The sequence below is a fragment of the Rubripirellula reticaptiva genome (genome assembly GCF_007860175.1).
GTDB lineage: Bacteria > Planctomycetota > Planctomycetia > Pirellulales > Pirellulaceae > Rubripirellula > Rubripirellula reticaptiva.
Map to the genome: position 1 here is coordinate 50,547 of NZ_SJPX01000002.1, position 13,823 is coordinate 64,369.

Genomic DNA, 13,823 nt, shown 5'->3' on the forward strand with positions numbered 1-13,823 from the left:
ACGCAGCGGACCTTTCTACCTTCAGGGGTGTCTATGAGTTCTACGATATCGGTCAGTCCTGAAACCCTGACTCGGGTCTTGCAGCGAATGTGCGGTGCCGACCCGAATTCATCGAGCGCATCCGAACGAGACTTGCAAGTGGCGATTCGCCAAGCAAAGAAGCGAGTCAACCTCGATCCCAACGACCATCATTTCCAAACTGTCCTTGCCGCTTGGGAGTGCTTGGATGATGAACCGCAATTGGCCATGGAACGATTGCGTCCGTTTCTTGGGTCTGCGGAAGCGTCAGCCGACACGCTAACCATTGCGGGTTACGCGAGCGTTCAGTCGGACCAGTATGAGCAAGCACGACAGATGTTTGATCGCGTTGTCAAACTGGATCCACATCGTTGCGAGTGTTGGACGATGCTTGGTCGTATCGCGTCCCATGCCGAACAGTCCGATTGGGCGATTGAATTCCATAAGCGGGCGATTGCCTTTGGTGATGACTGCAGTGAGTCGGCGATCGAGTTGTCTGGCATCTACGTGCGACATAAACGGTTGGACGACGCCATCCATATGCTTCGAGTCACTTTGCTGCGGCAGCGCAATCACCCCAAACTGAATCGAACGCTCGCCCGACTGCTGCGCAAACGCAGCATCCTGTTAGGACGACAAGGGAAACGTGTAGCCCGACAACGAATCACCGAAGAACGACTACAGTGCCTGCGATCAGCCAACGGTGCTGCACCTCGCCCCGATAGCTACGTTCGCCAAGGACGAATCGAGGCCCGACTAGAACGATACGACGAGGCTAGGCGGTCATTCGAACAGGCTGTGCGACTGGCACCCGATTGTGCCACTTCGCTGGCCCATTTGGCCAATGCCAACGTCGACCGAGGCGAACTGTCGCTGGCGATCGAACAGTTCGAAGCCGCAATTCGAATTGCTCCGGAACACTCAGCAACCCACTTCAAGTATTCGCGAGCAAAAAAATTCAGTGATAATGCCGCCACTCGCGATTACATCGCAAAGCTGCAGTCAATTTTAAGCCAGGACTCTCTATCGCTAAGAAGTCAAGTGCATCTACGGTTTGCGCTTGCAAAAGTCTTTGACGACCTAAAACAGTACGATCTCGCTTGGAAAAACTACGATCTCGCGAATTGCCTTAAACCGGGACACACCGAACATCAGAGCAGTGACAACCAAGCCGAAGCCCGACCCAAAAAGCCACGCCCCAAATCTGAAACCAAACCGCTGAAGCGAATTGCTGAAGGCGCAATCCGGTTTTTCAACCAGGATCTGTTTGCCGCCAATCCGAACACCGGCGTTCGACGCGATGAGGTTGCCCCCATTTTCGTCGTTGGAATGCCGAGGTCGGGAACGACTTTGACGGAACAGATCCTAACCAGTCACCCCGAAATTGCCGGTGCGGGGGAACTGAAATCGATCAACAACATTCGGCGTGGAATTGAGCACGAGATCCGAAACAGAGCCAGAAAGTCATCCACCAAGCCATGTGCCTATCCCGAATCGCTGATGCAGATGGACCGGCATCGACTACAGACGTTTGCGAATGAGTACCTGAACGAACTGAATACGTTTCGGACGCACGAGCGTTTGGTTACCGATAAGATGCCTACCAATTTCATGCATTTGGGTTTGATCGCCTTAATGTTTCCCGATGCAAAGGTAATTCACTGTCGGCGCGACCCACTGGACGTGCTGGTTTCATGCTACTGCCAAAACCTAAACCCACCGTTTTGTGACTTGAACGCTCTGGCTTACTACTATCGCCAGTATCAACAGATGATGGACCATTTTGAACGAACACTCCCGATCAAAATCCACCATATCTCGTATGAAGAAACGGTCGTTGACTGCGAACGGGTTGCCCGCGGAATGATTGATCATTGCGGGCTTTCTTGGGATCCCGCTTGCATAAAGTTTCATCAAAACCGTCGATCCGTCCACACACCTAGCAAATGGCAAGTCCGACAACCGATGTACACCTCGTCGGTCCAGAAATGGAAACGTTTCGAAACCCATCTGCAACCGATCATGGAAGAACTGTACGAGACGCAAGTCAGCAACTGATCGCTGCTGTTTGCTTCAGTGCAAGCAAACGTTCAGTGGCTACTCATTGGTTAAGACCGCTGCCACACGAAGCAATAAAAATCGACAGCGCCGCGGGCGTTCCTTCAATCGATCCAGCCAAAAGCAGAGGATCGCTCGAACTGCACAGCCACTTCTGATTGCGCCCAGCAGCTTCGCTGGACAGCCTTTCCGCCGTTCCCGCTGCTCGCGTGAACGTGCCAACGAACTTCTTTCCAAAATCACGCCAACCATGAAAGTCTCGTACCAGCCGCGATAAAATCAGCACCAAATCCAATAAAATCGAGCCAGCCTTGTCGTCCCGTAGCTGGCGCTAACCCGGTTTATTAACTCCGAACAAATCAACACCGAACTAGACGACCCCACTTCTTCCGCGCGGTGCCCGCTGCCGTCGACGTCCGCGGACATGAATTCAAGGGACGCAGGAAATCAGTAACGAGAATCGTTTCAAGTGCTTGCCACCGTCAACGCCTCCCTCGCCCCCCGTTTTCTTCTTAGCCTGAAATTCAAGAGTTGCTTTGCGAAGGATCGATGCTTTTTCGAACGGAAGAAAACACCGCGGCCATTCTGGGGCGAGGTATTTTTCATGTGCAGCGGCGGGGTCTTCCAACCTCCAGACGGGTGCTTGCTCAGGTATAGCATTCGGTCCGCCCCTCCTTTGGGCATTCACAAGAATGCAACGTCGTGGAGAACTCGTCCTTTTCTCTCGATTTCCCGGAACGTAAAGCGGAATTGAGAGTTAGATACAGCTAACGACTACGCGCGCTGCTTAAACGTCACAGTCTAACGGATCGACTTCTCGTTTCAGAGCATGCTCATTCCGCTGTTGGATGCGGCGTATCAGTTATCAATCCTGCTTGTTTCTTGCCATTTTGAGGTGCAGTTAGTGAAAAAGTACAATCCCAGAGCCGGCTTTACCCTCGTAGAGCTTCTCGTTGTGATCGCAATCATCGGAGTCCTGGTTGGGCTTCTGCTACCGGCCGTTCAGGCCGCACGCGAAGCAGCCCGCCGCATGAGTTGCAGCAACAATTTCAAGCAACTTGGCTTGTCAATGCACAACTACCACTCGGCCTACCAAGCTTTGCCGATGCAAGGTACAGGGACCCGAACGGCGGTCGGCAACAATGACTGGGATAATCTCGATGGTTCCAACAATTATCGGCTCTCGATTTTGGTCGGAATGATTCCCTTCATCGAGCAACAAGCGTTGTGGGAAATGATCTCCAATCCATCGGCGCAGCGTACGGATGGCAGCACTACGACGACTCCCGGAACGGCCACCGTGCCGTGGCCTGCGATGGGTCCAACGCCCGATCGATTGGCATACGTTCCTTGGGCAAGCGAAATCCCAGGCTTGCGTTGTCCCAGCGATCCTGGCACAGGTTTACCGGCCTTGGGGCGGACCAATTACGGTGCTTGCCTAGGTGACTCAGCGGTGTACAGCCGCGACAGTTACCTCAACATCGCCCCCGGAGCATATCCTTATGCCGCGACGACTGGAACTGCGAGCAACGCAACTGCTGCCTACCGTGGTGCGTTCATGCAGGGGCGTCAGACTAAATTCCGAGATATTCTTGATGGATTGTCCAATACAATCGTCATGGGTGAATTAGCAACGGATTTGGGCGACAATGATGCACGGACGTCGTTGCCGACGAACGCTCCATACGGTGCTGCTGCTGAAAAAGCTGATTGCCGGCTCAACCCCTCATACGGAACCTTGCAGGTAGATCCGATTCGCCCACAATTTTGGAATTCGGCTGCGACCGTCAACACTAATTTTGGGCGTGGCTTCCGTTGGGCTGATCGCATGCCGGTTTACACATGCGTCTTCACCATCTTGGGGCCCAACAAGGCACTCTGCTCAGAACGCGACGATCGACGTGATGCCGTGACATCTGTATCGAGCCGTCACCAAGGCGGGGCGCACGTGCTGATGGGTGACGGTGCAGTGAAGTTCATCACCGACTCGATCGAGGCTGGCAATTCCAACGCAATTCAGCACAGCACTCATGCTGGCGCTCCAGCGAACGGTCTCGTCAGCGATTATGGCGTTTGGGGAGCCCTGGGGACTCGGGCTTCAAAAGAGACCATAAGTGAAGATTTCTAGTCGATCGTCAATCGCAAAAAAAAAGAAACCTCTGTTGCTTTCTCAAGCAACAGAGGTTTTTTTGTAGTCACTCCGCAAACACAATCGCGATCGAAAAACAATTGCTTTCGAGCAAGAGCTACTTCGGCTCTTTGTAGTTGTCGTAGGCGTCACCTTCGGACTGAGCCTGGTATTCTTCGACCGTCTGCGTGTCGACACCGGTAGGTGCGGTGACATCTGTACTCTTGCTACAGCCAAGCGATACTAATACCAGCACGACGCCCCAGAGTAACATCGTTCGATTCATTCTTGTAACCATCCTATGACGTTTAAAAATTGACGGGGTTAAGGTACCCGCTCATCACTATCATATCGCGTCCGCTTTATTCGACTATAGCTCTCGGCGATGCCAGCGTGTTTGTTTCGATCGAACACGTCTCAGCAGATCAATGACCATCGTTGGCCAGCGAAGAAAACGGGACGGTGCTTTTGGATTTGGTCGCTTGCGATGACAACCTGCTGGGCACAAGGTCTGCCAAAGTCCATGGCGCTGAACCATTTCCTCAGTCCCCTCTTTACGACCGTAGTGCCGCGATCGATCATCACATGTTTGCAACGCCATCAATCTGACTCGCGTCCCGTTTTCTTGACGGGAGGTCAACGATTGTTTTGCTGTCCTAGCATCCAACGAAACAGTTCTTCGTTGCGATAGGTCTCGGTCCACGCATCGTGCTTCGCGTCCGGATAGACAGTGAACCTCGCTTCGTTGCCAGCCGAATGCAACGCGTCGACCATCTGCTGCGATTCCGAGACAGGAATCAAATCGTCCTGGCGACCATGGAAAGCCCAGACGGGCAGATGTTTGATTTTTTTCGCGTAGGGCGGATCGCCACCACCGCAAAGGGGCACCAAACAAGCGAACCGGTTGGGGTTCTGGATCGCTAAACGCCATGCCCTATCCGCCACGACTCATCCCCGTCAAGTAAATACGAGTTGAATCGACCACGTAACGACTGACCACATCGTCGACCAGGGCCATCAACGTCTGATCGTCCCACAATGGGGCAATACTTGGGTTTTGCGGCGATACGACGATGAAGGGAAACTCTTTGCTTTCGTCGATCAATCGAGGTGGCCCGTGGGTCTCAACCTTCGCGATGTCATTACCGCCTTCACCGCCGCCGTGCAGAAACAGCAGCAGCGGAACCTTACCCTGATCATTCTGAACGTCCGCAACCGCGAGAGCATTCGGATCAGGCTGGTACAGCAGGTATTAAAACGATCGCGATTCATCGACATTAAATCCTTTGACACTCTGTTCGTCCGCACAGGCCACCGACGGGGCAAACTCCAACCCCGCGCAAGCCACCATACAAACAACCGCGCCACAGATTTGTCGTCGAACCGTCATCTTGGTTCCAGCTATTTTTGAGTCGAAAACGCAAACACTGTCGTCGACTGATAAGCCTTGTCAGGCGTGACAATGGTTGATGGAAAGTTCGGCTGATTGGGGCTGTCGGGATAGTGCTGAGTTTCTAGACAGAAGCCACCTCGATGGACGTAGCTTTTCCCCGACTTTCCCTTCAGTCGTCCGTCTAAGAAATTCCCGCAATAGAATTGCACTCCCGGCTCGGTGGTCGTAATCTCGAGGACACGCCCAGTGGTTGGTTCGAAAACACGCGCGGCCAGCCCCATTTCGCCATACGGTTTGTCCAATACAAAGTTATGGTCGTAACCAAGGCCGAATTCAAGTTGCTGTTTTTTCATCGCGACATCACGACCAATCGGCTTCGACACTGAAAAGTCGAACGGCGTGCCTTGAACACTCGGTGTCTCGCCTGTCGGAATCAATCCCGAATCGACCGGCGTGTACTTTTTAGCATTGATCATCAGTTCGTGATCAAGAATCGTATCTTCGCCCTCGCCCTTCAAATTGAAATAGCTGTGCTGGGTCACATTGACCGGCGTTGCCTTGTCGGTGGTCGCAGCATAATCAACCGTTAGCGTGTTGCTCTTTTGATCCAGCTTGTAGGTCACCTTCAACTGCAGGTTGCCGGGATAGCCTTCTTCCATGTCTTTCGCCAAGTACGACAGTTCCAGCCCTTTGAACTGGTCGCTGTCGATTGGATTAGCGTCCCACACCACCTTGTCGAAACCGATCACACCGCCGTGCAAATGGTTTTCGTTATTGTTGACGGCAAGCTTGTAGGTTTCGCCATCGAGCGTGAATTGCCCCTTGGCGATTCGATTACCGTAACGTCCGACGACGGCACCAAAGTACGGCTTGTCCACCGCATTGATGTAGTCCTCGACGCGGTCATACCCCAGCACAACGTCGCCCATCTTTCCATCACGATCAGGAACAATCATCGACGTGATGATGGCACCGTAGTTCGTGATCTTGACGGTCATCCCTTTGTCGTTGACCAGCGTGTAAAGCTTGATGGTGTCAAAGTCATTGACGATGACTTGGGCATCTGCCTTGGCAAAGGTCAGGAAGACGGCAAAGAAACACAGAAGCAAGTTTTTCATGATGCTTTTTCAGAACGAGTAACGGGGCATTTGGCAATATCCTACCAAACACCCAGTTTCCATGAACAAAATGTCGAAAGGAATGGAACTCGGAATCAGCCGAATCATGCCGGTGACACTGAATCTCGGTGCACAATCGAATAAACGCATGGCACCAAAATCAACGTCAGTAGGGTCGAGACCACGATTCCTCCCAGCAGCGCTCGTGCAAGTGGAATCATGGCTTCGTTACCCGGAGCCCATAGAAACGCCAGCGGCAACATCGAAGCGACCAACGTCAGGGAAGTCATCAGAATCGGCCGCAGTCGAACCTGGGCCGCAGCCAAGGCAGCGTCGTGGGACGACAGTCCTTCGCGACGACGCCGGTTGGCAAAGTCGACCAACAAAATCGAATTGTTGACAACAACGCCAATCATCATCAAGGTACCCATCAAGGACTGGATATTCAGATTCGTGTTTGTGAAGTACAGCACCACCAGGACTCCGCCGATTCCAAGTGGAACCGCCAACATGATGATTAACGGGTCGGTGAATGATCGAAACTGAGCCATCAAGACCAAATAAACCAAGAACGCTGCGACGGCCAATCCAATTCCGAGCAACTTCATTCCCGAACGCATCGTTTCGATGGGACCACGCAATGTGACCGAGACGCCGTTTTCGAATTCCATGTCCGCCAATGTGGTTTCGATGTCGGCGGCAACCGAACCGATATCACGGTTCGCGACGTTGACGTGAACATCGTTGACACGAGCAATGTTGTAGTGCTGGATCTCGCCGGGAATATTGACACGACTAACCGTTGCAATGTTCGACAACGGAATCGTGATCGGACCGTCGGAAGTTTCCAATGAGAGCGGAATGTTTCGCACGTCCTCCAGCGACTCGAAGTCATTCGACTCATATTGAACGCCCATGAAGAAGTCAGTACCGGATTTAGGGTCGATCCAAATCGTGGGCGAGTATCCAACGCTAGAACCAAGGGCAGTTAGAACGGTCTGGGCGACTTGTTCTTGATCTACGCCCAAGTACTTGGCTCTTGTGCGGTCCACTTGGATGTCGAACTGGGGATAGTCGAGTGCCTGCGCGATTTGCACGTCTTCGGTACCCGCGATGGGGCGTACCGCATCGACGATCCGTTCCGCTGCATCGCGACACTGTTGTAGTGACCCGGCCGAAACCTGAATGCTGATTGGCGTTGCCACACCTTCGCTGAGTGCCATGTTTACGATCCCGCCCGAGACAAACAGAAACTGTTCAAGCGGATAGTCCGCGGCCAGCTTGCTACGAAGCGATTCGATGTAGTGGCTAGTGCTCTGCGATCGACCTTTTTGCTTCAGGTTAACAATCAAGTAAGCCGTATCGGGCCCAGAATTCGAGCTTAGTACCGTTGAGAATCCGGCGCCTTTCCCGACGGGTAAGCCGATATTGGAGATGATCGTTTCGATTTGCTCTTCGGGGATCATCTCTTTGATGGTGCCCTCGATTCGAGTCACCAATTCTTCGGTTTGATCGAGTGCGGTACCCGGTAACGTCTTAACTCGCAACTCAAAGCTGCCCGCGTCGACCTCGGGGAATAGCTCGGTACCGATTTTTGGCCACAACAAGAATGACGCTCCTACACAACCGACGATCAAAACCGACGTCAACCCAGGTGCCTTCATCACTGTACTTAAGATTGCTCCATAGAAGCCGTGTGCTTTCGGCTCGCCATTTTCGATTCCTGTGTCGTCACGCTTGACAAACTTTTCCCGAACAAGCGTCGCACAAAATGCCGGGACGACTGTCAAAGCCAAGATGTAGGAAGCGCCGATTGTTAAGACCGCAGCCAAAGACAGCGGCGCGAACAAGTACTTGATCATCCCGGTCAAGAAAACGGCTGGCAAAAAGACGGCAAGCGTCGTCAGCGTCCCAGCTAGAATCGCGCCCGAAACTTCGGCGGTTCCATCGAGTGCAGCTTCGCCAGATGTCTTTCCCATTCGTTGGTGACGAATGATATTTTCGACGACAACGATGCCGGCATCCACAACCGTACCAATGGCCAGCGCGATCCCGCCAAGCGTCATCACGTTGATCGTTTGTCCTGTAAACGCAAAACCGAGTGCACCGATCAATACCGCTAACAGGATCGTCGAAACGATGATGATCGTTGGCAGAAAACGCCGCAGGAAGATCATCACGACCACACCGACTAGCAATGCGCCTAGCCCGATTTGGTTCAGCAGGTTTTGCATGGCGTTGCGGATGTAGCTCGATTGGTCCGACACCAACGTGACTTCGGTAGCCTGGGGAATGTCTCCCCGCTCTTTCATCTTAGGAATTTCCGCAGCGATTCCTTCGTAGATGCGGTCGACGACTTCAATGGTGTTTTCACCAGGTTCGCGAAGCAGCGGACAATAGACGCTTCGTTTGCCGTTGACTCGCACGATGTTGTACTGAAGCGCGGCATCGTCGACGACTCGCGCGACGTCGCGGATAAAGATTGGCCGACCATTGCGAACCGCGATCGGAATGGCTTCGATTTCGTCGGTATTGGGCAGCGTGTTGCGAGGATGAATTTGATAGTCCGTTCCGCCCATGCGTGCGGTCCCGGCGGCTAATACGAGATTTGACTTTTGCATTGCCTCGACCACCTCAGACGTGCTGACGTGATAGGCGCGAAGTTTCTGGGGGTCGACGTAGACCATCATTTGACGAAACTTGCCGCCGAATGGGTGTGGAATTTGAACGCCTTTCAATCCACCCATTTTGTTTCGAACGGCATAGTATCCGATCGTGTAAAGTTCCGACTCGGATAGCCCTTCGCCTGAGATCGCAGCTAGAACAACTGGCAAGTTGGCAGGTTCGCTGCGCAAGGTGAACGGCCATTCGATTCCCGGTGGCAAGTGAAACATATCACTGGCTTCCAAGTTGACGATATCGTTCATCGCCGAACTAGCATCGGCACCGGGTTGAAAGAAGACTTTGATGACCGCCGCACCGGGCACGGTCCTCGACTCTTGATGTTCAATCTTTCCCGCCAAAGTCAAGGCGCGTTCAACGCGTGATGTGACCGACTTTTCCATGTCCAGAGTTGGCAAACCTGGATAGGAAAAGAAGCTGACCACGACCGGCTTTTTAAAGTCGGGCAAAATGTCGATCGTGATGCCGGGAATCACGGCAGCCCCCAGGACACTTAGCGCGATCGCAGCCGCCAACACGGCGAAGCGATTGTTCAGCGAAAAACGAATCAGACCCATCAAACGAAATCTCTATATGATTAGCCGGTTTGGCTTTCGGCTAGGTATGAAAAACAGTCAAACTCGCGCGAGACGATCTTCAACGATCGAACGAACTCAGAGCGGCTTGACTTTTTGGCCGTCGACAAATCGTTGCAGGTGAGCACCGATGACTCGCTGGCCGGACTTAACACCCGACAGCACTTCGATCTGATTCCCATCGTCGACACCGGTCGTCACCTGAGCGACCGTGACAGCATCATCGCTGCTAATGACGTACACGTAAGCAGTGCCGTCCTCGCGAAAACGGATCGCTTGCGCCGGCAAAGTGTTTGCCGCTTGTTCCTTGCCGATGCTGATCAGAGCCTGACCAAACATGCCGGGCAGCAATTTACCTTCGTCGTTTGGCAGTTCGACTTCGACCATCATCGTTCGCGTGCTGGGGTCCAGACTTCCAGCGCGCCGGGTCACCGATGCACTGATTGATTTTTCACTCGCGAACGATGGAAACGACAATTTAACTTCGTCGCCTGCTTGGACAAATGGCGCGTCCGATTCGGGGACGGGAATGTGAACTCGGACCTTGTCGACTTGGCTGATGACGAACAGCGCTTCGCCACTTCCGACTTCGCTTTGCTCGCGAACAAGGTCTCCCATTTCAACGCCGCGATGGGTCACGACCCCGGAGATCGGTGAACGTACCGTGGCGTAGTTGAACCGAACTTCAAGCAGCTCGAGTTCACGGCGTGTGATTTCAGTTTCAGCAACCGCGGCATCCAGATCCGATTTTGCAGAACTTACTTGGGCTTGCGCAACCGCGACTTCGGCTTGTGCCGAATCGACCGAAGCGTTCATAGCTTCTTTTTGAGCGGCTTCCGAGTCGCGGATCAACCGCACCTCATCGAGCATTCGTTGCTGTAATGAACCACGCCGGACAAGATCGTTGGTTCGACTGAACTCTGCTTCAGAAGCAGCTAGCGAAGCTTCCGCTCCGCTCATTTGCGACTTGGTTTCGGCGAGTCGGGCTTCGGCTGATCGCACACGTGCAGTGGCAAGCTGAATACCCGCTTCGGACCGCCGCTCCTCGGCCATCAGACGCTGGATCTTAGCTTCGATCACCGATCGCTCTTTCGCCAACTCGGGAACATCGATTACGGCCAATACGTCGCCGGTTTGAACAAAGTCGCCCAAGTCCGAGTTGATCTCTCGCACGAAGCCATAGGCTTTGACACGAATCTCGGCCCGGTAGTAGGCGTCAATCGTGGCTGGTTGAAGCGTGCTTTTGCGAATCGGTGTGGCCGTAACGCTGACCGCCTTTACCTGGACAACCGACGGCGACACTTCCTTCTTTTCAACCGTCTTTGATGGCGAACATCCCACGAATCCTGAAAGGACGACCGCCATTCCAACGCTTAGTCGAGGGTAACTTTTTGCCAAATTTTTCATCGAACTCAATTTTAAAGGCGGGGGTCAAAAAGACCGGACAACCGATACGACTGACGCGTGCAGGGAAACTTCACTGACACGCTGCTTCAGCATAGTTGGCACAAGGCGATTTTTCGTAGGCATTTCCAGCCTTATTCTGGAACGCTTCCGATCCAGAGTTCTGATCCGATCAATCGCGACCCGACGTATCTTCCGTAGAACCACTTCGTTCGGATCGGCGCGCTCCTTGGTACGGATACCTCGGCGCGCCGTACGCGAGAAATAGGAGGGCAGGATGCCCCGTTTGCTTTACACGCTCGGCGTTATCGGATTTGCTGGTTGTGCGGGAAGTGCACCCTTTACCAGCCACCACACAACCGTCGCCCAACCGACGGTGGCCCAGAGCTCGTTGACTCAGCTTTCGGAGGCTCAGCCCGATCCCGTCGTTCGGTCCGTGGTCGATGCGGAACAAGAATCATTCCCCCCCGTCACGACGAACGAACTAGCCTACGGCGATGTAACGGCAGATGGGCTATCGGGAATCGTGCCGGTGACGCTGATTGACGAATTGGTCGTCAGCGCCCCTGTCGAGCAACGCGTCAGTTATGGGACAATGCCGACCGACAATTTGATTGACATGAATTTGCCCTCAGCCTTGGCGATGGTCGGCGGAGCACACCCGGCTGTCGGAGTCGCCCAATGGCGAGTCCGCGAAGCCTATGCAACTCTCGCCCGCGCCGAGGCGCTGTGGTTGCCTTCGATACAGGGCGGCCTGAGTTTTCATCGGCATGATGGAAACTATCAGGCAAGCGACGGAACGATCGTCGACGTCAACCGAAACTCGTTCCAGTACGGCCTTGGTAGCGGCGCAACGGGTGCAGGAACCACACCTCGACCAGGTCTGGTTGCTCAGTTTCATCTTGCCGACGCCATCTTTCAGCCTGAAATCGCGGAAAAGACAGCTTGGGCACAGAGCCATGCTGCTAGCGCGGTGGTTAATCGACAAATGTTGACCGCAGCCAACGCTTACATCGATCTGCTCGACGCGCATCAAGACAACCAAATCATTGAACAATCACGTCAGCGAATGACGAGTCTGTCGCATGTGACTTCCGATTTCGCAGAGGCTGGCGAAGGCCTAAAAGCTGACGCAAAGCGAATGGAAACAGAACTGAGCTTGATCCAGAACCGCGTCGTTGCGTCGCAAGAACGAATCGCGTTGGCTGCCGCTCGATTGGCCCAGGCGATCAGCCTCGACAGCCGTGCTTCGATACGGCCGATGGATGTAACGATTGTGCCGATTGACATGGCAATGAACCCAACCGACAAATCTCAGTTGATCAGCACGGGGCTGGCGACTCGGCCAGAACTGAAAGAGTCGCAGGCATTAGTCGCTGCGGCATGTGATGCTTACCGGCGAGAAAAGTTCGCACCGTTTGTTCCCAGCGTGCTGTTGGGATTCAGCTCCAGCGGTTTCGGCGGTGGCTTAGGCAACTCGATCGACAATGTTGACGGCCGGTACGATGTCGACGCATTGATGTCGTGGCAAATTCGGAACCTTGGTTTTGGGGAACGAGCCGCTCGTCAAGAATCGTCGTCGCGAGTCCAACAGGCCAGGTTTGAAAAGCTGAGGGTCATGGATCAAGTAGCCTTGGAAGTATCTGAGGCGTCGTCTCAGATTCAGTTTCGCCGCCAACAGATCGACATTACTGAACAGGCGATTCAAGCGGCACAGCAGTCCTTTGATCTAAACCTTTCACGAATTAGCGATGGCCAAGGACTGCCGCTAGAAGTACTGCAGTCGCTGCAAGCTCTCGAGACGGCTCAGCGAGCGTACTTGGCCGCCGTTGTCGGTCACAATCAGGCTCAGTTTCAGTTGCAATGGGCGCTGGGCTGGCCGGTCACAACGCCACCGGAAATGTAAGTTACCCACACATCGCACCGAAAGTCACTGCAGGAACCGACGTCACGACGTCGGTTCCTTTTTTCGTTGTCTCAACCAGAGGCAAACTCAGCCGTTGAATTACTCATCGGTGAAGCGAATCAGGATACGTCAGCGCTGCGTGGGCAACCCTGGGCTATGGACATCAAACGCCTCTGGCGTAGCGAGACGAAAGTCTGGAGACCAACACGATGCATTCGAAACTCGAGCGAATCACCAAGCTGTTGGCCTTTATCCCTACGCCAATCATCTAAGACAGCGGCACTAGCAAGAAAGACCAATTGATTGTGAAACCTAGTTAGGGTTTCCTTGAGTTTCGATGCAGCCCCAGAATGCGTTGGTGCTGCGTGGGCGACCCTGGGCTACAGAAATCAATCGCCGTTGGCGTAGCGAGAAGAAGAAGAAGAAGAAGAAGAAGAAGAGCCAACACGATCCCGTCAACCGCATCCATATCAATTGGAATGTTTCTGACATTCGCGATGCCAACGGGATCACGCCGCTAAGCGAGTAGGCTTAGCGGCGG

At 53.6% G+C, this 13,823-nt stretch carries 11 protein-coding genes; 5 read left to right on the forward strand and 6 right to left on the reverse strand.

Features of this window, described 5'->3' with window-relative positions; translation table 11 throughout:
• The first annotated feature begins 33 nt into the window (after nucleotides 1-33).
• Nucleotides 34-2,076, forward strand: a complete 2,043-nt coding sequence (locus tag Poly59_RS06510; RefSeq protein WP_146533324.1) for a tetratricopeptide repeat-containing sulfotransferase family protein — start codon at nucleotides 34-36, stop codon at nucleotides 2,074-2,076.
• Nucleotides 2,077-2,971: 895 nt separating this feature from the next.
• A complete protein-coding gene (locus Poly59_RS06515) occupies nucleotides 2,972-4,204 on the forward strand; it encodes a DUF1559 family PulG-like putative transporter (protein WP_246151594.1) in 1,233 nt (410 codons plus the stop codon).
• 118 nt (nucleotides 4,205-4,322) lie between these two features.
• Here Poly59_RS06515 and Poly59_RS29270 read toward each other — a convergent pair whose 3' ends face one another.
• The 3 genes from Poly59_RS29270 to Poly59_RS29275 form a co-directional block, all read right to left on the reverse strand.
• A complete protein-coding gene (locus tag Poly59_RS29270; RefSeq protein WP_186776061.1) occupies nucleotides 4,323-4,490 on the reverse strand; it encodes a hypothetical protein in 168 nt (55 codons plus the stop codon).
• A 350-nt stretch (nucleotides 4,491-4,840) separates the two neighbouring features.
• A complete protein-coding gene (locus tag Poly59_RS06520; RefSeq protein WP_146533326.1) occupies nucleotides 4,841-5,149 on the reverse strand; it encodes a carboxylesterase family protein in 309 nt (102 codons plus the stop codon).
• Nucleotides 5,139-5,309 (reverse strand): hypothetical protein, encoded by a 171-nt coding sequence (locus Poly59_RS29275; RefSeq protein ID WP_186776062.1) that lies wholly within the window; start codon nucleotides 5,307-5,309, stop codon nucleotides 5,139-5,141. Before Poly59_RS29275 ends, Poly59_RS06520 begins: the two co-directional genes overlap by 11 nt.
• Before the next feature lie 12 nt (nucleotides 5,310-5,321).
• On the opposite strand from Poly59_RS29275, the gene Poly59_RS06525 reads away from it, so the two are divergent.
• Entirely contained in the window at nucleotides 5,322-5,615 is a 294-nt protein-coding gene (locus tag Poly59_RS06525; RefSeq protein WP_146533327.1) for a hypothetical protein, read from the forward strand.
• Here the strand turns inward: Poly59_RS06525 and Poly59_RS06530 are convergent.
• The 3 genes from Poly59_RS06530 to Poly59_RS06540 all read right to left on the reverse strand — a co-directional run bounded on the left by Poly59_RS06530 (nucleotide 5,606) and on the right by Poly59_RS06540 (nucleotide 11,379).
• A complete protein-coding gene (locus Poly59_RS06530; RefSeq protein WP_146533328.1) occupies nucleotides 5,606-6,715 on the reverse strand; it encodes an aldose epimerase family protein in 1,110 nt (369 codons plus the stop codon). The genes Poly59_RS06525 and Poly59_RS06530 overlap by 10 nt on opposite strands.
• Before the next feature lie 104 nt (nucleotides 6,716-6,819).
• Nucleotides 6,820-9,954, reverse strand: a complete 3,135-nt coding sequence (locus Poly59_RS06535; RefSeq protein WP_146533329.1) for an efflux RND transporter permease subunit — start codon at nucleotides 9,952-9,954, stop codon at nucleotides 6,820-6,822.
• A 96-nt stretch (nucleotides 9,955-10,050) separates the two neighbouring features.
• On the reverse strand, nucleotides 10,051-11,379 hold the full coding sequence (locus tag Poly59_RS06540) for an efflux RND transporter periplasmic adaptor subunit (protein ID WP_246151444.1): 1,329 nt from the start codon (nucleotides 11,377-11,379) through the stop codon (nucleotides 10,051-10,053).
• Nucleotides 11,380-11,653: 274 nt separating this feature from the next.
• On the opposite strand from Poly59_RS06540, the gene Poly59_RS06545 reads away from it, so the two are divergent.
• Nucleotides 11,654-13,282 (forward strand): TolC family protein, encoded by a 1,629-nt coding sequence (locus Poly59_RS06545; RefSeq protein WP_146533330.1) that lies wholly within the window; start codon nucleotides 11,654-11,656, stop codon nucleotides 13,280-13,282.
• A 337-nt stretch (nucleotides 13,283-13,619) separates the two neighbouring features.
• The gene (locus Poly59_RS06550; protein ID WP_146533331.1) at nucleotides 13,620-13,811 is read left to right on the forward strand and encodes a hypothetical protein; all 192 of its coding nucleotides are present in this window, start codon (nucleotides 13,620-13,622) and stop codon (nucleotides 13,809-13,811) included.
• Nucleotides 13,812-13,823 lie beyond the last annotated feature (12 nt).

What these genes read in the sequence shown, in the direction of transcription:
- Poly59_RS06510 (WP_146533324.1), top strand. Translation starts at nt 34, where the DNA reads ATGAGTTCTACGATATCGGTCAGTCCTGAAACCCTGACTCGGGTCTTG.
- Poly59_RS29270 (WP_186776061.1), bottom strand. Translation starts at nt 4,490, where the DNA reads ATGAATCGAACGATGTTACTCTGGGGCGTCGTGCTGGTATTAGTATCG.
- Poly59_RS06530 (WP_146533328.1), bottom strand. Translation starts at nt 6,715, where the DNA reads ATGAAAAACTTGCTTCTGTGTTTCTTTGCCGTCTTCCTGACCTTTGCC.
- Poly59_RS06535 (WP_146533329.1), bottom strand. Translation starts at nt 9,954, where the DNA reads ATGGGTCTGATTCGTTTTTCGCTGAACAATCGCTTCGCCGTGTTGGCG.
- Poly59_RS06540 (WP_246151444.1), bottom strand. Translation starts at nt 11,379, where the DNA reads ATGAAAAATTTGGCAAAAAGTTACCCTCGACTAAGCGTTGGAATGGCG.
- Poly59_RS06545 (WP_146533330.1), top strand. Translation starts at nt 11,654, where the DNA reads ATGCCCCGTTTGCTTTACACGCTCGGCGTTATCGGATTTGCTGGTTGT.
- Poly59_RS06550 (WP_146533331.1), top strand. Translation starts at nt 13,620, where the DNA reads ATGCAGCCCCAGAATGCGTTGGTGCTGCGTGGGCGACCCTGGGCTACA.